Here is a 19000-nt window from a genome sequence, read left to right as displayed (position 1 = left end):
GCTTCAGCGCGTCGCGTAAGGTATCGGATCGGCTGCTCCCGCCTCGCGGAACGCCCGCAGCCGGAGGACGCAACTTTCACAGGTTCCACAGGCGGCGTCCTGCCCGGAATAGCATGACCAACTTACATGGAACGGAGCACCCAATTCAACTCCGAGCCGCACGATCTGCGACTTTTTCAGGTGAATCAGGGGGGTCTCGATGCGAATATCGCCCTCTTTGGTCCCGGCCTGGATCAACCGGTTGAAGGCCTCGTAGTATGCCGGGCGGCAGTCCGGGTAACCGGAGGAGTCCTGCTCCACGGCTCCGATGAACACGGTCTTCGCGTCCAGAACCTCTGCCCAACTGACCGCCGCGGAAAGAAAATGCGCGTTGCGGAAGGGAACGTAGGTTACCGGGACCTGCTGGCCAATTTCGGCTTCCTCGGCGGGTGCATCCGGCACGGCGATGGACTCGTCCGTCAGCGCCGAGCCACCGATCCTGCGGAAGAGGTCGATCTTCAGGTGCAGAAAGTCTTTGAAACCAAGTATCTCCGCAGCCTGGCGGGCGGAGGCAAGCTCACGCGCCTCCGTCCGCTGGCCGTAGGAAAAGTGGACGGCGTAGGCGTCAAAGTCGCGTGCTGCCAGCGTGGCGCAAACGACGGAGTCCATACCGCCGGAGAGCGAAACCACGGCGCGCGGCCGGTTAGAGGTCGTTGCCATCGTCTGCGAGGGTGGCTCCTTCTGCCGGAGCCGGCGGATTGTTCAACAGCTCTTTCGCAGCCTCCTCATCGGCACGGCGCACCTGCAGGCGCGAGCCGAAGCTGGCCGGAATCAGGTGACTGGCCTCTTCGCCAGAGAGGAAGAACTCAATACCGGCGGACTCCAGGATGCCCTGGGCAAGGTCGGCTTCGGCGGGATTGGAAAAACGGGCTACGGTGACGAGATCGTCAGGGTTCGTGCTGGTCGTGCTCATGTTCGGCTACTTCCCTTCCTGGACTGCTACTCCGGTTAGATGCAAGCTACGCAAGAGGCAGATTCCTCCGCCTTCGGTTGCGGAATGACACACAAGCTAAACGCCCTTCTTCTGCGGCTCCCAGATGAACTTGTGGATCTGAAGCGAGAGACGCGCGGGAAGGTTGTCTTCCATCATCCACTCCACCAGCACGCGCGGATCGAGCGTAGCGTTGTCCGCGGTGCGGACAGGCGACGGCGTCTTCTGGAAAGCGGGCGACAGCAGGATATGGCCGCACTTTGTGAAGAGGTCGTGTTTCTGGATAAACGCGCGTGCGAATTCATAGTCGGCGCGATCGCTGAGGACGAACTTCACCTCGTCGGCCTTCGTCAGCGCGTCCAGGTTCGCCATGTTGAAGCTGTTGGCGGCGGAGCCCGCGCCGGGGCACTTTACATCGACAATCTTGTGGACGGCCTTCGGCACATCCGCCAGCGGGCGCTCGCCGCTGGTCTCTATCATCAGGGTGTAGCCCCGGGCGAGCAGGCGATCCATCAGGGGCAGCAGCTCTTTGGCCTGCAGCATGGGTTCGCCCCCGGTGAACTCCACCAGCCTGCAGTTCAGGGCTTCCACCTGGGCTTCGATCTCGTCCAGTGTGAAGGGTTTGCCGCCGGTGAAGGTGTATTCGGAGTCGCACCAGGCGCAGCGCAGGTTGCAGCCGGCCAGGCGGACAAAGATGCATGGCTCTCCGGCGAAGGAGGACTCGCCCTGCACGGATTTGTAGAGCTCAATAAGGTACATGGGCTTACTCGAAGTAACGCGCCATCGAAGTATCGGTTTCAAACATGACGCAATCCTTGACGCGGACGCGGCCGTTGGTCATCTCAATCATCTGCTTGGCCGTCTCCTGGTAGAAGTAGCGGGCCAGGTTTTCGGCTGACGGATTGACCTCGTCAAAGGGCTTCAGATCATTGATCATCTGGTGATCCAGATACTCGACGACAGGACGCATAACCTTCTTGAGCAGCTTGAAATCGAGCAGCAGGCCGCTGGGATCCAGTTCCTCGCCCTGCAGCGTGACCAGCACACGGTAGTTATGCCCGTGCGGGTTCTCGCACTTGCCGTGATAGTTGCGGAGGTAATGGCCGGAGGAGAAGGTCGCCTCTACGGTGATTTCAAACATGACGCGGTCTGCTTTCTAAAAATGCTTCAGCATCCAGTTTACCCGGTCTTACCGGTTACGGCGGGCGCGGGCCTGCTGTTCGGCACGACGCTCGGCCTGCTCAAACATGGTGGAAAGCACCGCGACGAGACCAGCAATCAGTGAGACGACCAGCAGGATGAGCCCCATGGTGCGCCACAGGGATTCGTCGCCGGGCGAGCCGGGCTCATGCGCGATGTTGGTGTACGCCAGGCCGCAGGAAAGCAGCGAAAACAGAAAAAGCGAACCGGCGAGGATGAAAAGATTACGTCCCACAGTTCTATTAAACCTGAATGTGGATTGGATGTGGTGAAAGCAACGTGTCCCCCAGGGACTGAAGCCCGATATTTACGGGGTTCTGACCGCTGGGCTGCATAAATGTCTACGGACGATACGCCGGAACGTTTTCTCCGTCCTTCGAGAGCCACTTTGCGGCCGGATCCGGCTTCAGCCCGCGCAGCGTGGAGACCACGAATCAAGAAACGGTGAGTACCGGATCATCGCACTCGGATATCTTGATGACCGACTGCACGTTCTTTGTTTCATCCCGATCCGCGACGGCATTCGTGTGATCAGTCTTCGCAAAGCCAATGAAAGGGAGGCAAAGCACAGTGGCAAAAAGAAAACCACTTACTGACGATGATGGTGAAGTCCGCGAACGGATGATGGCGGATTTTCGGGCCATGAAGCCGCTTTCTTCGCTTCCGGAAGACTTGCAGAAGAAGTTGCTCAGCCTTCGTGGCCCACAAGTGGCACCAACCAAAAAGCCAGTGTCCATCCGCCTTTCGGCCGATGTCGTTGCAGGCTTTAAAGCAACGGGCGCGGGCTGGCAGACGCGCATTGACGAGGTGTTGAAGAAGCACCTCGCGAAGCAGAAGCGGACAGGCACGCGCGGCTAGGTCAATTTTCCTGCAGGTATGACCAGTGACAAAGACTCTATGTGCGTTTTCTATCAGGGAAAACGCCGCTTCATCTCTGCTTTGAAAAGCACAGCAACACGAAAAATGGTCTAAGTCGTTACTCGAAGAAGTGCTCGACGTCCGTGATGTCGTCAGTGAGCTTGTAGGCGGGCAGGCTTTCCAGAAAGATGCGGCCGTAGCGTTGCCGCTGGATGCGTGGGTCCAGCAACATGAGCACGCCGCGGTCATTGATGCTGCGGATGAGGCGGCCAAAGCCTTGCTTCAACGCAATGACCGCCTGCGGCACCTGGAGATCGAAGAAAGGCTTGCCTCCCGCTGCGGTGATGGCCTCCATCCGCGCCTGGATGACGGGGTCTGACGGCACGGCGAAGGGCAGGCGGTCGACGATGACGCAGCTGAGCTGCTCGCCCTGCACGTCAACGCCCTGCCAGAAGCTGCTGGTGCCGAAGAGCACAGCGTTGGGTGTAGCGCGGAACTCATCCAAGAGAGCTTTGCGAGGCGCCTGCCCCTGCAGGAAGAGCGGGAAGGGCACCTCCACCAGCATGCGTTCATAGAGCTCGCGCATCTGCTGGTAGCTGGTGAAGAGGCAGAAGGCGCGGCCGGCAGTGATCTCAAGCACGCGGCGGGTGCGCTCGACGGCATGCTTCATGAAGTCAGGATCGCGCGGGTCCGGCATGTCCTGCGGCAGATAGAGCAGAGCCTGCTTCCCGTACTGGAAGTGCGAGGGCACGACCAGTTCCTTGGTGAAGGTGAGGCCAAGGCGCTTGCGGATGTGGTCAAAGCCGCCCTGCACGGTGAGCGTGGCCGAGGTAAGGATGACGGAGCGGAACTTCTCCCACAGCGTGCTGACCAGGATCTCGGAAACATCGATCGGCGTGGCCTGCAACTGGGTGTGCAGCGCGGGCGCAGCAGCGGAGCTGCGGGCGGCGTTCCGCAGGTTGCCGATGGCGCGGCGTTCGATCCAGAAGACGGTGTTCGGGTCCTCGGTCTCCATCAGGAAGCGGAGGTGGGCGCGGATGTCATTGACCCGCTTCTTCAGGCCCTGCACCTCTTCCACATCTTTCACACGATCCAGCTCGCCGAAGGTGCGCTCCAGCGCGGCCATCAGCGAGAGGTAGGCTTCGCCGTTGAGTTCGAGAAAGTCGGCGCGATTGGTAAAGGCCATGCGTCCCGGCGAGTTAGCGTGCGGCAGCGTGGAGAAGAAGAGTCGCGCGCGATCTTTCAGGGTGGCGATCGCCGAATCAACAGCAGGCACGGCCACCTGTTTGGCGCGCAGAAGGATCTCGGTGTCGCGTGCCAGCTCGTCAAAGCGTCCCGTGCCAAGCGCGATGCCGAAGTAGGCGCTGGCCACATCTTCGAGTTCATGCGCTTCGTCAAAGATGACCGCGGCAGCTTCGGGAAGAACGCCCGCGTCGGGCGCTCCGGCGGCTTCCTGCTTGATGGAGAGGTCCGCGAAGAAGAGATGGTGATTGACGATGATCAGGTCGCTGTCGAGCGCGCGGCGGCGCATCTCGGTAATGAAGCAGCGCTCGAAGCTGGGGCAGGTCTGGCCAAGGCAGGCCTCGGTGCGCGCGTCCAGCTTGCCCCAGAGTTGCGAGTTCTCCGGCAGGACGGTCAGTTCGGCGCGGTCGCCGGTCTCGGTGGTTTCTTCCCACGCGGCAATCTCGCGGTACTGGTTGATCTCTTCCAGACCGTTCAAAATTGGCTGGTCGCGCAGGGCGTAGAGCTTCTGCCGGCAAAGGTAGTTGGCACGGCCCTTCATGTAGGTGACGCGCAGCGGGCCGAGCAATGACTCGAGGAACGGGATGTCCTTGAAGAAAAGCTGTTCCTGCAGGTTCTTCGTGCCGGTGGAGACGATGACGCGCTGTTCATTCTCGCGGGCAAAGCGCAAGGCGGGCAGCAGGTAGGCAAGGGTTTTGCCGGTGCCGGTGCCTGCTTCCACAATCAGGTGGCGCTTGTCGTTGAGCGCCTGTTCGACGGTCTGCGCCATCTCGTACTGGCCGCGGCGGTGCTCATAGGTGAGCGACGACTGCGCCAGCACGCCGCCGGGTGAGAAGAACTCACGCAGCGTGGGGAGCTTTTCCGAGATGGTGACAGGTGAAGACAAGGTGAAAGCCTGATTTGATGATAGCCCGGCCAGCGGGCCTTCTGTCTTTCGCGCACGGTAAGATGGCTGCGTGCATCCGACAACTGAAGTTGTGACCCGGAAGGTGGCCTGGCGCATCCTGCCGCTGACCCTCGTTCTGTACTTCATCGCGTACCTGGACCGCGTGAACATCGGCTTTGCCGCCGCGGCCATGCGGCGCGACCTTGGCTATTCCGGCACGTTGTTCGGCATTGCCAGCGGCGTCTTCTTTGCGGGCTACCTGTGTGCGCAGGTGCCGTCGAATCTTGCACTTCGCCGCTTTGGCGCGCGCAAGTGGATTGCCATCATCATGGCGGTGTGGGGCATTCTGTCGGGCCTGGTGGCCTTTACCCACAACTCCACCAGCTTCCTGATTCTGCGCTTTCTGCTGGGCGTGGCCGAGTCCGGCTTCTACCCCGGCATCATCTACTACCTGAGCATCTGGCTGCCGCGCAGCCAGCGCACGCAGCTGATTGCGTGGTTCATCTTCGCCATTCCGCTGGCCAATATCTTCGGCGGACCGCTCTCCAGCACCATCCTGCTGCATGGCGCGGTAGCCGGGTTGCGCGACTGGCAGGTGTTGCTGATTGTGGAATGCCTTCCGGCGGTTTTACTGGCCGCGCTGGTGCCCTTTTGCATGACCGACCGCCCGCAGGAGGCTACCTGGCTGACCGAAGCCGAACGCGCCACTCTGCTGGAGGCCATTGCCGCCGGAGAACAGAAAGCTGAAGGAACGGGTTACACGGGCACCGAGGCGTCTCTCTACACCAACACGGCGATCTACCTGTTCGCGCTGCTGTACTTCACCACGCAGATTGGCCTGTACGGCCTTGTCTTCTGGCTGCCGCAGATGTTGAGCGGGCTTGGTCTGCCGCAGTTGCAGGTGGGCTGGACCGTGGCTGCCGTGTTTCTGCTGGCTGCGGTGATTATGTTTGTGTGGTCGCGCCTGTCTGACAGCAAGGGCCAGCCCGCGTGGGGACTCTCCGCGCCGATTGCGATCTCGGCGGTAGGCTTTCTGCTCTCCATTCCGGCATCGCATATGCCGGGCAAAGCAGGTGTGGCGTTTCTAATTGTGAGCTTTGCCATTGCCGAAGGCTTTGGCCTGGCGGCGACTCCGGCGCTGTGGTCAGCACTGACGCTGCAGTTTCCCGGCACGCTGGCCGCGCCCGCCATTGCGCTGGTGAATGCGCTGGGCAACATTGGCGGCTTTGTGGGGCCGTTTCTGCTGGGATGGCTGTCCGACCGCGGGCAGGGCTATGCCAGCGGTCTGTTCACCGTAGCTGCTGTGCTGTTTGTTGGCACGGCTGCTGCTGCGGTAGTGCAGAGACGCGCGCCTACTGCCGGGGCGTAGTCTCCATACCGGCGATGATACCGGCGCCCAGTACGGCGGCGGTTGAGGAGTGCTTGACGATCTCCATCGAGAAGCCCTGCAGGGGACTCATCGTCACCATCTGGTGCAGGTAGTTATCCAGCATGGGCAGGTCAAGGAAGCGGGTGTTCATTCCGGTAAGGTAGAACTTGCCTGCTCCGCTGACATGGATGCTGCTGGCCGTGGCCGCGGCCAGCGCCTTGTGCCACAGCTTCTTAAATTCCACGCAGCGCTCGTCGCCTTTTGCAGCAGCCTCGAAGACCTCTTCCGGTTCAAGATCGAGAAAGCGCATGCGCATGGCGCGGTGGCCCATGATGCCCTCAAGATGGCCGCGTCCGCCGCAGCCGCAGTACCGTTCTTTATCGTCCAGCGTGACGACAGTGTGACCGCCCTCCCACACGCCTTCCAGGAAGGGGTAGCGACCATAGCCAATGCCCAGGCCGAGCGTCCAGACGCGGATCATGTGGTCCAGCTTGCCGTGCTGTGCGGCAAGACCGGCGGCCATGGCGTCCGCATCGTTCACCAGCTTCACGTTCGTCTCAAAGCCACGCTTATGCAGGGCGGCGCACAGCGTCTGTTGCACCTTCGCGCCCTTCAGCTGCGGCAGGTTCGGAGCTTCTTCCACCACGCCGTTGCGCACCAGGCCCGGCAGGCCGACACCCACGGCGGTCACGTCCGTCGCCCCGGCGGCAATGTCGATCACGCGGTCGCACAGCAGCTCCACCAGATCTTCATGCGGCTTTTCGACCAGCGCGTCGGTTTCGGAGGGATCTTCCGGAAAATGACTGATCTCGCCCGTAAGCTTGTTGTCCACCACCACCCCGGCTTCAATCCCTTCGCCGAGCATGATGCCTATCGTCTTTGCCATGGCCCTTCGAGCTCCGTTTTCATCGACACTCTAACCCGCTTCCGGTATAGATGTCACTTTTCTTGCATCCGAACTATTACGGGCCACATCTACTGAAGTGCATCGATATTTCGATATCGAAATACTTAGGAGGTAGAGAGATGAAGGTTGTCGTTTACGGAGCAAAGGGCAAGTCGGGTTCAGAGATTGTGAAGGAGCTGGTGGCGCGCGGCCACCAGGTGGTTGCCGTAACCCGCAAGGCAGGCGAGGAGCCGGCCGGCGTCACCAGCGTGCTTGACGACGCCAGCAACCCCGGCAAGATTGCCGAAGTGGTGAAGGGCGCCGATGCCGTGGTGAGCGCCATCGCTCCCCCGGCGGACAATACCGATGTCCTGATCGGCCTGACCGACAACCTGATTGAGGGCGTTGCCCTAGCAGGCGGCAAGAACGGCGGACCCCGCCTGCTGGTGGTGGGCGGAGCAGGCAGCCTCTTCGTCGCCCCCGGCGTCACCCTGCACGACTCGGGCTACCTGCCGGAGCCGTACCTGCCGATCAGCGCGTCGCACATCAAGGTCCTCGGCAACCTGAAGAAGAACCAGACCATCGACTGGACCTACTTCTCGCCCGCCGGATTCTTCGAAGTCGGCCCCCGCAAGGGAACCTTCCGCATCGGCAAGGACGACCTGATCATGGGCGAAAACGGTAAGAGCGAGATCAGCTACGCCGACTACGCCATCGCGACGGTGAACGAGCTGGAGAACCCCCAGTTCCGCGGCCAGCGGTTTACGGCTGCTTACTAAGGCTGGATGGTGTGATGGAAGGCCGCGCGCAAGCGCGGCCTTTTACTTTGTGCCCTACTTGGACAACTCTCGACTAAGTTCGAATAACTGGGCAACCCAACTTGAGAACGATGAAATTTTTGTTAGTTTCCTGCCACTCACAAAGTGCAGCAAACAGGGATGTCGTCCGGAAATGCTCAGTCTCGAAAGCCAGTCTTAGAAAAGACTCCATGTCCCGGGCTGTTATGTCGCGGCGCCCTGTATAAAATTTTAGAATTTCGGCTGCAACAGCGGCCATATCGTGTCCTTGCGAAACGAGCAACGGATCATGCGAAGCATCAGATATCCCCCGAATAAGCTCATCTATTTCTAGAGGACTTCTTCCGAAGCCTACATTTTCCGCTGAACCCAGGACAGTAGATGCCACAAGATTGTTGGATACTACACCTGTCCTCGGATCAAAAAAAGAGTTGTACCGAATCCGTTTAAAATCTACATGCCATCCGTTTGCGTGGCATAGTGCTCGCATATAACCTAAATGACATGCGCCATTTGCTATGGTTTGGCGGAGATCGAATGTTGGTCTAACTTCATGCTCTCCAAACACTTTTTCGAGCGCTGGTGAGGCGATAAGCATACCTTCCAAATCACGCTTATCTGTAACAGCCACACACGGATCATCAATCCTACGATTGTAGATATGATCAGAGTCCCTATCTACAATGGCCACTACTCCAGGGACTTGGTTAGCTCTAGCTAGAGCTAATGCCTCCAACACGTTATCTCTTCCAGAGAGCACATACGGAGCACATTTATCCCAGTCAATAAAATTACTAAAAATCTTGTTGTCTTTGCGACCTTCCAGAAGGAGAGCCGCGTGCTGTGGCTTTACAGTACGGCTCATTCGGATTGCATTGACTGCACTATTTGGCGTGTGCATCATCTATGCCATTCCGGACCTTCTAAGACAGATACGAGATCGAAACGCTCATTGATAATCTGAGGTGAATGCGTCGCGATGAGAGCATCGAAATTTGATAGCCGTGTAATAGCGGACAGTTCTCTAAGGAAGTCTTGCTGCCATGAGATGTGTAAGGACATCTCCGGCTCATCAATGAGCACAAGCGATCCCTTATCTACCATGAAAATCAGTTCTGACCAGAGCACTAGTAAGTGTTGCTCTCCGCTCGATAACACCATCGGAGAGAGTGTCTGCCCCATACTTTCGAAGGTGAACCCATTCTCTTTGTCGATAGTGGCTGTCTTGTAGCGAAATCGTTGAGAAACTATGGCTTTAAATAACTCTATTTTCTCGAGTATATTAGCAAAAACACCAAGCTTTTTCTCTACATCACTCACATACATCGGCAGCACTTGCTGAGCTAGATCCTGAAGCGCCGGGGGGACTTTGAAACTGACATCTTCGCGCTCAAGTAAACCAGCTTCTCGAAGTCGCGCCCTCTTTTGATCGAGTGCACCCAATCTTTCCTCGAGCTCTTCGGGAGACATAGAGGTGGCACTACCACTTGACAAATGCTCAACAAGTCTCATTGGAAAAGTCTGATCCAGAGATTGAGAGAGTTCAGCATATTCAGCTAGCCTACGTGTCATCTCACGGGCTATCTGCTTGGAATAAAAAGCAACTGCAGGTTCCACACCACTGTTGCGGTGACCTCTCGAATTACGACTGTCTCTTGAGAGCCTTTGACTTTCAATAAAACGTATCTTTATAGATTGAGTGAGTTCTCTTAGCCATGGCGCAGTTTTCTGTCTTGTCAGTCGTACGGGGAGCATATCTTCATAGCGATTGAAAATCTCGCCAAACGAGAGTTCTTCGCCATTCTCTATATTGCGCCAAGTCGATTCGCCAATCCTAGTCAGAAATGGGAGAAATTCGTCGATCGCATGTAAGGGAAATTCGGCTTCACGTGGATCTAGAGTACGAAGGTGAGTTTCATCCAGCAAAATCCCTTCGCGCTCTAGACGAACGAGCAACCCATCTCCTTTACGCTTTTCTCGCCGAGGTAGGTGGAACACCCGTATCGCCGTTGAATCTTCAAGTAAGATCGAGAACTCATCGAAAGGCACGGACTCGATGTCTGTGAACCGACCGGTGAAGAACCCGTTCAACAAGCGTAAAATAGTCGTCTTTCCATATCCGTTCGGTGCATGGATGATCGTTATCCGATCATCCAAAGCCATTCGAATGGTGTGGTCAAATATTCCGAATAACTTTGAAATGCTAACTTCAGTTATTCTCATTGGTCTCCCTTGTGCCAACGATCCTGACGCGGCCTCGGTAACAATACCGACATCCTACTGCAACAGACCCTGCTCCGGTTCCTTATTCCCCGACTCATCCGGAGGAATCACAACCGCCGCGGCTACCTTGTCAGCGTCGTCCAGGTTGAGGAGTTTGACTCCCTGTGTTCCCCGGCCGGCGGCGCGGATGGTCTTGGTGTCGATGCGGATGATTTTGCCGAACTGGCTGATGGCCATCAGCTCGCTGGTCTCGTCCACCAGGTTGATGGCGGAGACCTTGCCGGTCTTGGCGGTGGCCTTCATGTTGATGACGCCGGAGCCGCCGCGGGACTGCAGGCGGTACTCCTCAACATTGGTGCGCTTGCCGAAGCCGTTCTCCGTGACGGAGAGGATGAGGCAGGGGCTGAGGCCCAGTTTTTCGTCCAGCTGGTCGCGCTTGTCGTAGGCCTTGTCGCGCTTCTTGCCGGCTTCCTTGGCGGCTTCCTCGTTGCCGGATTCGCGGGCGGTGGTCAGCTCCGCGGAGGCGGCTTCAATCTGGGCGCGGACCTCGGCGAGTTCCTTCACCAGGTTCTTTTCCAGTGCCAGCTCGTCACGGCGCGTGGCGCGTGACTCCGGGCTGGGGGTAACGGCCAGGCCGATGACGTAGTCGTCCTTCTTGAGCGTGATGCCCTTGTTGCCGCTGGCGTTGCGGCCCATGGGACGCAGGCCGGTACCCTTTTCGGGGTCGTGCTTTTCCGGGAAGCGGATGGCCATGCCCTCGCGGGTGGCGAGGAAGATGATGTCGTCACCTTCGGTGACGCGGGTACCGATCAGCTCATCGTTCTTGTCGATGTTGATGGCGATGATGCCGCGCTGCATGACGTTGGAGAAGTCCGTCAGCGGGGTCTTCTTGACGGTGCCGAGCTGTGTGGCGAAGAGGATGAATTTGCCTTCTTCGTTCAGGTCGCGGATGCCGAGGTAGGTGACGATCTTCTCGCCCGGCTGCAGCGCCAGCAGGTTGGCAATGTGCTTGCCCTTGCCGGCGGCGCCGACGTCGGGAATCTCGTAGATCTTGACCCAGAAGACGCGGCCCGTGTTGGTGAAGCAGAGCAGGTAGGCGTGCGTGCTCTCGACGATGAGCTGGGCGACGAAGTCCTCTTCGCGGGTCTTCATGCCGAGGCGGCCGGTGCCTCCGCGACGCTGCTGGCGGTAGGTGGAGATGGGCGTGCGCTTGAGGTAGCCGGTGTTGGAGACGGTGACGGCGACCTGCTCGTCGGCGATGAGGTCTTCGAGGGTGAGCTCGGCGCCTTCGTCGACGATCTGGGTGCGGCGCTCGTCGCCATACTTGGCGAGGACGTCTTTGAGCTCAGCCACGATGACGCCGCGCAGTTTCTTATCGCTGGCGAGGATGGACTCGTACTCGGCGATGTTGTCGCGGACCTCGGCGAGTTCCTTCAGGATCTCGTCGATGGAGAGCTGGGTAAGGCGATAGAGCTGCAGTTCGAGGATGGTATCGATCTGCTTGTAGCTGAGGATCAGCGATCCGTTGGCGGGCAGCAGGTCGGCGGCAATGTTGTACTTCACCGGGTCAAGCGTGACGCCGGCCAGCTCCGTACCGTTCAGGTTGATGGCGCGGCCGGAGAAGAAGCGGAACAGATTCTCGCGGGCTGCGGCGCGGTTTTCGCTGTTGCGGATGGTGCGGATCACCTGGTCCAGGTGGTCTAGCGCGATCTGGTAGCCGAGCAGGACGTGCTCGCGGTCGCGGGCCTTGGCCAGAAGGAAGGCTGTACGGCGGCGGACGACGTCGATGCGGTGATCGATGAAGGCGCGGATGGCGTCGGGGAGCGGGAGCTCGCGGGGCTGGCCGTTGTGGACGGCCAGGAAGATCATGGAGAAGCTCTCCTGCATGGAGGTGTGCTTGAAGAGCTGGTTGAGAACGATCTCGGGCTGCGCGCCGCGCTTCAGTTCGATGACGATGCGCATGCCCTGGCGATCGGAGAAGTCGTCGATGCCGGAAATGTCGTCGATGGTCTTGTCGTTGACCAGCTCGGCGATGCGCTTGATGAGGTTGGACTTGTTGACCTGGAAGGGCAGCTCGGTGACGACCAGCGCCTGGCGGCCGCCGGTGGAGTTCTCCGTGGCGACCTTGCTGCGAACCAGGAAGCGTCCGCGGCCGGTTTCATAGGCGCGGCGGATACCGGACTTACCGTAGATGATACCGCCGGTGGGGAAGTCGGGGCCCTGGACGTGCTTGAGGACTTCGTCGATGCCAGCAGCGGGGTTCTGCACCATTTCGATGGCGGCGGAGACAACCTCGGTCAGGTTGTGCGGCGGAATCTTGGTGGCCATGCCGACGGCGATGCCTTCAGAACCGTTGATGATCAGGTTCGGCACGCGCGTGGGCAGAACGGTGGGCTCCAGCACGGACTCGTCGTAGTTCGGGGTGAAGTCGACGGTGTCCATGTCGATGTCGGCGAGCATTTCGCCGGCGATCCTGGTCATGCGGGATTCGGTGTAACGCATAGCGGCCGGCGGGTCGCCGTCGACGGAGCCGAAGTTGCCCTGGCCATCGACCATGGGGTAGCGCATGGAGAAGGGCTGAGCCAGGCGCACCAAGGCGTCGTAGATGGCCGAGTCGCCGTGGGGATGGTACTGACCCATGGCCTGTCCGACGATCTTGGCGCTCTTGGTGTATTTCTTGTTGGCCGAGAGGCCCATCTCCGACATGGTGTAGAGAATGCGGCGATGCACAGGCTTCAGGCCGTCGCGGACGTCGGGCAGGGCGCGCCCGATGATGACCGACATGGAGTAGTCGAGATAGCTCCGGCGCATCTCCTCTTCGATATTAATGGGGATGATGCTGGTGGCCGCGCGCGGGTCGATGGGACCGTTGCCGTCGCCGTTATTTCCTGCGTTACCGGAGAGGGGGAGCTGGTTCTGATCGTCTGCCATGTAAGTGGTTTAAGTATACCGTTTCAGGGGACGGTTTGACAGGCTGGAAAGTGCTCGAAAGTGGTTGATTTTGTTGGGGATTTCCGCATTTGCAACGGGCGGGTTCCGGGTGAAGTAAGCTGCTGGAGAGATGATCCGCACGATTGCCATTCATGGATACCGTTCGATCCGGGAGCTGGTGCTGCCGCTTGGGCAGCTCAGCGTGATTACAGGGGCCAATGGCAGCGGAAAATCGAATGTTTATCGTTCGCTGCGGCTGCTTGCCGATGTAGCGCAAAACGCTGTGGTTTCATCACTTGCGCGGGAAGGCGGGCTGCCTTCGACCTTCTGGGCCGGGCCGGAGACGATTGCCCGTGGTGTTCGGCAGGGCGATTACAGAGTAGAGGGATTGGCGAATAGCGGAAAGCCCGCAAGTTTGAAGCTCGGCTTCGGTGGCGATGAATACGGGTACAGCATTGATCTTGGGTATCGGACAGGGCTACCTCCGGCAACAATCTTCCGGCTTGATCCGGGCGTGAAGCGGGAGTGCATCTGGCATGGGCCGCTGTATCGCAAGGCGGCAGCGATGGTAGATCGGCGAAACAACTTTGTGTGGCTCTCGACGACAAAGGATGAAGAGCCCACAATGCTGACCCAGCACCTGGGCGATACCGACAGCATGCTGACCACGGTGCCCGATCCGCACCGAGCTCCGGAGATGCTGGCTGTACGGGAGGCCGTGCGAGGATGGCGTTTTTACGATCACTTCCGCACAGACGCCGACGCGCCTGCACGCACCAGTCAGATTGGGACGTTCAGCCCGGTTCTTCATCACGATGGGAGCAACCTGGCGGCAGCGCTGCAGACCATCCTTGAGATTCGTTCCGATCAGGCGCTTGCGACTGCGTTGGAGGATGCGTTTCCGGGGAGCGAGTTGAGCGTTGAGGTGTTGGACGGGCGGTTCAACCTGACACTGCGACAGCATGGATTATTACGCCCCTTATCTGCCGCGGAGCTTTCCGATGGGACGCTGCGTTACCTGCTGTGGCTGGCAGCCCTGCTGACGCCGCGGCCTCCGCAACTGATGGTGCTGAACGAACCGGAGACCAGCCTGCATCCTGACCTGCTGCCTGCGCTGGCGCGGTTGATCATCGTGGCGGCTCGTCAGACACAGGTGATTGTTGTATCGCATGCGCAGACGCTGATTAGCGCATTGGTGAAGGAGCAGGTGTGCGTTCCTCTGCCTCTCGAGAAGTCATTTGGGGAGACCGTGCTGAAGGGTGCGACCTTGTTCAACACTCCGAAATGGAGTTGGCCGGCAAGATAGTTCGTCGATCAGTACAAGCCCATGTCCCAAAAGCGGAACATGGGCGTCCGGCGATTCCCACCACGGTTTACCTGATCCGTTCGAGCACGGTGATGGGAATGCTGCCATCAGGGCGGGCAGCGACCTTCCAACTGAGCTGGTCGCCTTTGAGTTCAAAGGGACGGACCTGGATAGTGTCGTCCAGGTTAGGGGTGGAGGCGCGGTCCACGTGGAAGGCGATGGTACCCCTGGCCGAGTCGACCGTGTAGGTACCGAAGTGGACGCTGAGAGTAAGGAAGGTCTGCTTGTACTCGTCGGCGGTGACTTTCAGACGGTCGTCGGAGGAGAACTTTGTACGCTGGTCGCGATAGATCTCGATGGCGTAGTGGCCGTCGGCGGTGAAGATAGCGATGCCGTGCGGGTTGGCTCCGTAGTCGAGGGTGCGTGTACCGTCGGGCAGCAGCTTGTCGGCGGCGATCAGCTTCCAGGTGCCGACAAGATCCTTTGCAGATTGCGCGACGGCATTTGAAGCAAGGATAAGGGAGGCAAGCAGGGCGGAATAGCGGAGGTAGCGCATGACGTCCACGCTACCGATGACTTACTCACAGCACAATTTGATTGTTTTCATCGCTCTGTTGAGCGGTGCTTATGCTTCGCGGAGGAGACGCAGGCGGTTGCGTGGCTTGCCTGACTGCTGCAAGGCAAGGGTGAGTGCCGAGGTGAGCAGGGTGCTGAAGCGATCGATGACCGGCCCCGTGGCATGCGGGTTGCGATGCAGTGTGACAGGCATGCCGCCGAGCGCGGGTAGACCAAAGAGCGACGGGCCACAGATCAGATCGGCAGGCAGGCCAAGTGCTGTCCTCGCCGTGATCCCAAGGCCACCGAGCACCGCGGCCCACAGGCCGTTGAGGCTGGGGCTGGTTGCAGCTATGCGGTAAGAGCGTGTGATCTCTTCAAGCTGCTGGATAGCCCGCTTACGGAAGGCGCACTGCGGACCAAGGACGGCGATGGGCAGCGGCTGGTCGCCGGGTGGTGTGAAGAGGGTTGAGGCGATCCAGACGAGTTTGAGCTCTCCGATGGTGACAGCCGCAGCACGGTCCGCCTGGCCGATGACGAGAGCGAGGTCGAGCTGCTGCTTCTCAAGAGAGTCAGCCAGGGCGGCGTTGCCTTCAATGTGCAGCTCCACCTGCATGCGCGGGTAGAGCGTGGCAAAGTGAGAGAGGACACCAGGGAGAATGGGCGAGAAGTCCTGCGGGCAGCCGATGCGGATAAGACCCGCGAGCGTGGCGCCGTGCATAGTGTCCATCAGCTCGTCGTTGAGAGCGAGCATGCGGCGCGCGTAGGCGAGTGTCGTCTCTCCGGCTTCAGTAAGTGCAAGTCCACGGCCGGATTTGCGGAAGAGCGGAATGTCGAGATCCTGCTGCAAACGCTTCATCTGCAGACTGATGGCGGAAGGTGTGCGTCCGAGCCGCTCCGCCGCCTGCGCATAGCCGCCAAGGTCATGCGCGATGACCAGCGTTCGCAGCGTATCGAGATCGAGATTGCGCAGAACCATTCTGGGCTGAGATTACATCACGGCTTATGGAACTCGCTTTGCACTTTCTTGCCGTGCGGGACAGAGTTGCCAGCAGGTTGCGGATGCGATTCGCTACAGCGTCTCATCCACCTCAAGCGCCTGCAGCTTTGCGTCGAAGTCGGCCTGGGCTTTCTCGCGATCGGTCTTCAGCGTGTCAGTCTCCTTGCGCAACGTGGCCAGACGGTCTTCCTGGGCATTCAGCTCCGTGGTGTAACGGCGGACCAGTGCACGCTCCTCTGCCGAGGACTTCAGCGCCGAGAGGTTCTTGCGCAGACGTTCCTGGTCGTCGTTGATCTTCTCCATCTCGTCGTTCCGGGAAGAGATCTGCTGGTCGACATCCGCAACGCGCTGGCGGGCGGCGATGACCGGCTCAAGCAGTTGCCGCAGCTTCGCATCGTTGCCGTTGGTACGCAGCACCATGTCAATCTGCTGGTCATTCATCTGCGCCAGTTGCCAGACCTGCGAAAGGGTATGGCGCTCGCCTACATGCAGGCGGACGGTTTCTCCGGGCGCGACGGCGACGCCATAGCGGTAGGCGGTTGGTGTGGTCTCCGTGGGCTGCGTGTGCGAGTCCAGCTCCCAGCCCGCACGACGATGGTGTTCCACAACAACCATGCGCGGCGAGGTAGCCGCGTTGTGGATGACGTAGGTGATCTCCGCGATCTCGCGGTTGACCCCCGTCAAAACACCTTTCCGCACGGTGATCTTCTGCAGATGGCGCGAGTTGAGGTTTGACTCCGTGCTGACGCGCACGGCGTCGTCCGCGGCATAGGAAAGCAGGCGCTTCTCGCCGGGATGAATGACATCGAACAGGCCTTCTCCACCGAAGTTGCCATTCTCCACAATGGAGAAGCTGCCGCTGTCGAGCGTGGCCCCGGTGGTGTTGGTTACCCAGAGCGCGCGGAGCGGGCGCGGCTGCGCGCTGGACCAGAGCGTGACACGCTCCACATCGAGCTTGGACTGCAACACCGGCACCATGGCCGACTCATTCTTGCGGATGGTAACGGGCTGGGTGAGCTTGTACTCGAAGTAGTTGTCGTAAGCGGCGGTGGAAGCGGCAGCAGTGACGGAGGACTCGACGAGTTCGGGGGTGATCATGCCTGCTCCTATCCCCCCACCGCCTCCCATTCCCGCCCCCTTTGCGAAACGGGCCGTTTGTCTCCCGTTTAGAGGGAGAGCCGCTACGCTTGCCGACTCAGTTTGCAGCATCGGCTCCGCAGCCGTCACCGTCACCGATTCATTTGCACTGCCTATCTGGGACGGCGGTGGTGCAGCGGCACCATTCATGTCGCCGCTTTGGTGCGTCTGCGGCGTCAGCTGCGCCTGCGTCGGCAAACCAATCTCCGGTCGGCGCGTGTAGTAAGGCTGCGAGAGCGGCTGGATGAAGCTTTGCGGCGAGCCGGCGATGAGCGAGAGCTGCACGTCGTCCCAGTCCGCGCCGACGGTGTTGTCGACAATCGCCCAGGCCTGCAGCGTCGCCTGCTGCTTCTGCGTGGCGCTGTCCGCGAAGATGAAGCGGTAGGTGGACTTCCAGACCGGCACCTCAGAGATATAACTGACCAGCAACTGGCGTGCGCCAGTGCCGGTGGCGCTGAGCGTCAGATGGCGTAGCCCCTGGTTGCGCGTGGAGGAGAGTAGCTGCAGGTAGTGGGCGACGTCCTGGTTGAGCGAGCCATCCAGCAGGCGCACCTGCGTTTGCGAGGTGAGCTGGAGTGTGCGAACGCCACCACCCTCAGAAATGACGGTAAGGAACTGCGCGCTCGGCTGCGGTTTGCCTTCGGCGGCGGGCAGTTCACGCTGCTCCACGTTCAGCAGGCGGCCGGTAATGGCTGCTCCGTTGCCGGTGACCTCCACACGCGCACCACGGATGGCCTGGTAGAAATCGGCCTCGGTGGGGTTCTCATTCAGCGAGAGGGGAAGGCTCTTCAACTGCTGTTCCAGCGGTGTGGTGGAGTTATAACCGGCGTTCCTGATCTTGCCGCCGTTCAGGTCAATGGCCGTAAGCGTCTGCAGCACGTCATTGAGCTGGGAAGTGGTGAAGTCGATGGTGACCTGCTGGTTTCCGTCAACCTGGCCCGCGTGCTCAAAGTAGCCGACACCGTTTTTGTAGAGCGCGACCCGGCGGACAGGCAGATTTTGGGTGCGGTCTTCGGTGGAGGGCCTCAATACGCGAGGCGTAGCGGCGGGCCGGGCCTGCTGTGCGGCGATGTTTGCGGGGTTGACCAGGGACGAGGAGACCAGCGAAACAAACAGCACGGCGGTAGACGATCTCAAAGCAGGAGCCCTCCAGGGGTGCATAACAACTGCAATGTGCAGTTTAGACACCGGCGATTGCATTTTTGTCACAAACGAAATGTTTGAGCAGCCCGGAGCATCGTTACACTAGAGAGAGGGCCGTTACCGTGCCCGCTTTCCTGCTCGCTTCTCATCCAGCGCTGATCCTTGTGTGCGACGAGCCCGAACCTTTTACCGCAGTCACTGCACGGCTTTTGCCCAAGGAGCTTCACCATGCGTTCCGAACAGGTCTATCGCGCCCTCAATCAGATCCCCAACCGCTTCCGCCTGTGTCAGGCCACAGCCCGCGCCACCAAGCACATGCACATCCCCGCAACCCGCACGGAAGACACCATGAACACGGTGCTGGGCGATATCAGCGAAGGTAAGTACGGCAAGGTGATCGAGACCAAGAAGATTGTGGCTCCGCTGCCGACGGTGGATATCGTTACGTTCTAAGCTGGATTTTCAGGATTCATACGAAGGCCGGGGCGATGCCCCGG

Annotated in this window: 19 protein-coding genes; 6 read left to right on the top strand and 13 right to left on the bottom strand. The window is 59.7% G+C overall.

The window, feature by feature from the left end; translation table 11 throughout:
• Positions 1-3 precede the first annotated feature (3 nt).
• The 5 genes from queC to OHL13_RS16715 form a co-directional block, all read right to left on the bottom strand.
• Complete coding sequence (queC, locus tag OHL13_RS16735) at positions 4-699, bottom strand: 7-cyano-7-deazaguanine synthase QueC (RefSeq protein ID WP_263411264.1); 696 nt, start codon at positions 697-699, stop codon at positions 4-6.
• Positions 683-952: a putative signal transducing protein gene (locus OHL13_RS16730; RefSeq protein ID WP_263411263.1), complete on the bottom strand. Its 270-nt coding sequence runs from the start codon at positions 950-952 to the stop codon at positions 683-685. The genes queC and OHL13_RS16730 overlap by 17 nt, the downstream gene beginning before the upstream one ends.
• A 96-nt stretch (positions 953-1048) precedes the next feature.
• Positions 1049-1729, bottom strand: a complete 681-nt coding sequence (locus OHL13_RS16725) for a 7-carboxy-7-deazaguanine synthase QueE (protein WP_263411262.1) — start codon at positions 1727-1729, stop codon at positions 1049-1051.
• Positions 1730-1733: 4 nt separating this feature from the next.
• Entirely contained in the window at positions 1734-2111 is a 378-nt protein-coding gene (gene queD, locus OHL13_RS16720) for a 6-carboxytetrahydropterin synthase QueD (protein ID WP_263411261.1), read from the bottom strand.
• Positions 2112-2159: 48 nt separating this feature from the next.
• Positions 2160-2405 (bottom strand): hypothetical protein, encoded by a 246-nt coding sequence (locus tag OHL13_RS16715; protein ID WP_263411260.1) that lies wholly within the window; start codon positions 2403-2405, stop codon positions 2160-2162.
• Between the two features lie 58 nt (positions 2406-2463).
• Here OHL13_RS16715 and OHL13_RS18735 point away from each other — a divergent pair, with 58 nt between their 5' ends.
• Together OHL13_RS18735 and OHL13_RS16710 are read left to right on the top strand one after the other, a co-directional pair.
• Positions 2464-2766, top strand: a complete 303-nt coding sequence (locus tag OHL13_RS18735; protein ID WP_399256094.1) for a BrnT family toxin — start codon at positions 2464-2466, stop codon at positions 2764-2766.
• Positions 2741-3028: a BrnA antitoxin family protein gene (locus tag OHL13_RS16710; protein WP_263411259.1), complete on the top strand. Its 288-nt coding sequence runs from the start codon at positions 2741-2743 to the stop codon at positions 3026-3028. The genes OHL13_RS18735 and OHL13_RS16710 overlap by 26 nt, the downstream gene beginning before the upstream one ends.
• 118 nt (positions 3029-3146) lie before the next feature.
• On the opposite strand, the gene OHL13_RS16705 is transcribed toward OHL13_RS16710, so the two are convergent.
• Positions 3147-5156: an ATP-dependent DNA helicase gene (locus OHL13_RS16705; protein ID WP_263411258.1), complete on the bottom strand. Its 2010-nt coding sequence runs from the start codon at positions 5154-5156 to the stop codon at positions 3147-3149.
• A gap of 70 nt (positions 5157-5226) precedes the next feature.
• Here OHL13_RS16705 and OHL13_RS16700 point away from each other — a divergent pair, with 70 nt between their 5' ends.
• Positions 5227-6525: an MFS transporter gene (locus OHL13_RS16700; protein ID WP_263411257.1), complete on the top strand. Its 1299-nt coding sequence runs from the start codon at positions 5227-5229 to the stop codon at positions 6523-6525.
• Here OHL13_RS16700 and OHL13_RS16695 read toward each other — a convergent pair.
• Positions 6509-7411 (bottom strand): ROK family protein, encoded by a 903-nt coding sequence (locus OHL13_RS16695; RefSeq protein ID WP_263411256.1) that lies wholly within the window; start codon positions 7409-7411, stop codon positions 6509-6511. The genes OHL13_RS16700 and OHL13_RS16695 overlap by 17 nt on opposite strands.
• Before the next feature lie 140 nt (positions 7412-7551).
• Here OHL13_RS16695 and OHL13_RS16690 point away from each other — a divergent pair, with 140 nt between their 5' ends.
• Positions 7552-8190 carry an NAD(P)-dependent oxidoreductase gene (locus tag OHL13_RS16690; protein WP_263411255.1) on the top strand — a complete coding sequence of 213 codons (639 nt, stop codon included), beginning with the start codon at positions 7552-7554 and terminating at the stop codon, positions 8188-8190.
• A gap of 73 nt (positions 8191-8263) precedes the next feature.
• Here the strand turns inward: OHL13_RS16690 and OHL13_RS16685 are convergent, their stop codons facing one another.
• The 3 genes from OHL13_RS16685 to gyrA are packed head-to-tail and all read right to left on the bottom strand — an operon-like array spanning position 8264 to position 13362.
• Positions 8264-9073, bottom strand: a complete 810-nt coding sequence (locus OHL13_RS16685) for a DUF4435 domain-containing protein (RefSeq protein ID WP_263411254.1) — start codon at positions 9071-9073, stop codon at positions 8264-8266.
• A gap of 35 nt (positions 9074-9108) precedes the next feature.
• Complete coding sequence (locus tag OHL13_RS16680) at positions 9109-10431, bottom strand: AAA family ATPase (protein WP_263411253.1); 1323 nt, start codon at positions 10429-10431, stop codon at positions 9109-9111.
• Between the two features lie 54 nt (positions 10432-10485).
• Positions 10486-13362 (bottom strand): DNA gyrase subunit A, encoded by a 2877-nt coding sequence (gene gyrA / locus OHL13_RS16675; protein ID WP_263411252.1) that lies wholly within the window; start codon positions 13360-13362, stop codon positions 10486-10488.
• Between the two features lie 130 nt (positions 13363-13492).
• Between gyrA and OHL13_RS16670 the strand changes: the two genes are divergently transcribed.
• A complete protein-coding gene (locus OHL13_RS16670; protein WP_263411251.1) occupies positions 13493-14668 on the top strand; it encodes an AAA family ATPase in 1176 nt (391 codons plus the stop codon).
• 67 nt (positions 14669-14735) lie between these two features.
• Here OHL13_RS16670 and OHL13_RS16665 read toward each other — a convergent pair whose 3' ends face one another.
• The 3 genes from OHL13_RS16665 to OHL13_RS16655 all read right to left on the bottom strand — a co-directional run bounded on the left by OHL13_RS16665 (position 14736) and on the right by OHL13_RS16655 (position 18497).
• Positions 14736-15224, bottom strand: a complete 489-nt coding sequence (locus tag OHL13_RS16665; RefSeq protein ID WP_263411250.1) for a lipocalin-like domain-containing protein — start codon at positions 15222-15224, stop codon at positions 14736-14738.
• A 69-nt stretch (positions 15225-15293) separates the two neighbouring features.
• Positions 15294-16202 (bottom strand): LysR substrate-binding domain-containing protein, encoded by a 909-nt coding sequence (locus tag OHL13_RS16660; protein ID WP_263411249.1) that lies wholly within the window; start codon positions 16200-16202, stop codon positions 15294-15296.
• 93 nt (positions 16203-16295) lie between these two features.
• Positions 16296-18497 carry a DUF4139 domain-containing protein gene (locus OHL13_RS16655; protein ID WP_263411248.1) on the bottom strand — a complete coding sequence of 734 codons (2202 nt, stop codon included), beginning with the start codon at positions 18495-18497 and terminating at the stop codon, positions 16296-16298.
• A 234-nt stretch (positions 18498-18731) separates the two neighbouring features.
• Here OHL13_RS16655 and OHL13_RS16650 point away from each other — a divergent pair, with 234 nt between their 5' ends.
• Entirely contained in the window at positions 18732-18956 is a 225-nt protein-coding gene (locus OHL13_RS16650) for a hypothetical protein (protein ID WP_263411247.1), read from the top strand.
• Positions 18957-19000: the final 44 nt, after the last annotated feature.

It is taken from the genome of Terriglobus tenax, assembly GCF_025685395.1.
GTDB lineage: Bacteria > Acidobacteriota > Terriglobia > Terriglobales > Acidobacteriaceae > Terriglobus > Terriglobus tenax.
This window is presented reverse-complemented; position numbering and strand designations above follow the sequence as displayed.

Bases quoted from the DNA above. Each gene is read 5' to 3' on its own strand.
- queC (WP_263411264.1), bottom strand. From the start codon at position 699: ATGGCAACGACCTCTAACCGGCCGCGCGCCGTGGTTTCGCTCTCCGGC.
- OHL13_RS16730 (WP_263411263.1), bottom strand. From the start codon at position 952: ATGAGCACGACCAGCACGAACCCTGACGATCTCGTCACCGTAGCCCGT.
- OHL13_RS16725 (WP_263411262.1), bottom strand. From the start codon at position 1,729: ATGTACCTTATTGAGCTCTACAAATCCGTGCAGGGCGAGTCCTCCTTC.
- queD (WP_263411261.1), bottom strand. From the start codon at position 2,111: ATGTTTGAAATCACCGTAGAGGCGACCTTCTCCTCCGGCCATTACCTC.
- OHL13_RS16695 (WP_263411256.1), bottom strand. From the start codon at position 7,411: ATGGCAAAGACGATAGGCATCATGCTCGGCGAAGGGATTGAAGCCGGG.
- OHL13_RS16690 (WP_263411255.1), top strand. From the start codon at position 7,552: ATGAAGGTTGTCGTTTACGGAGCAAAGGGCAAGTCGGGTTCAGAGATT.
- OHL13_RS16685 (WP_263411254.1), bottom strand. From the start codon at position 9,073: ATGAGCCGTACTGTAAAGCCACAGCACGCGGCTCTCCTTCTGGAAGGT.
- OHL13_RS16680 (WP_263411253.1), bottom strand. From the start codon at position 10,431: ATGAGAATAACTGAAGTTAGCATTTCAAAGTTATTCGGAATATTTGAC.
- gyrA (WP_263411252.1), bottom strand. From the start codon at position 13,362: ATGGCAGACGATCAGAACCAGCTCCCCCTCTCCGGTAACGCAGGAAAT.
- OHL13_RS16670 (WP_263411251.1), top strand. From the start codon at position 13,493: ATGATCCGCACGATTGCCATTCATGGATACCGTTCGATCCGGGAGCTG.
- OHL13_RS16665 (WP_263411250.1), bottom strand. From the start codon at position 15,224: ATGCGCTACCTCCGCTATTCCGCCCTGCTTGCCTCCCTTATCCTTGCT.
- OHL13_RS16660 (WP_263411249.1), bottom strand. From the start codon at position 16,202: ATGGTTCTGCGCAATCTCGATCTCGATACGCTGCGAACGCTGGTCATC.
- OHL13_RS16650 (WP_263411247.1), top strand. From the start codon at position 18,732: ATGCGTTCCGAACAGGTCTATCGCGCCCTCAATCAGATCCCCAACCGC.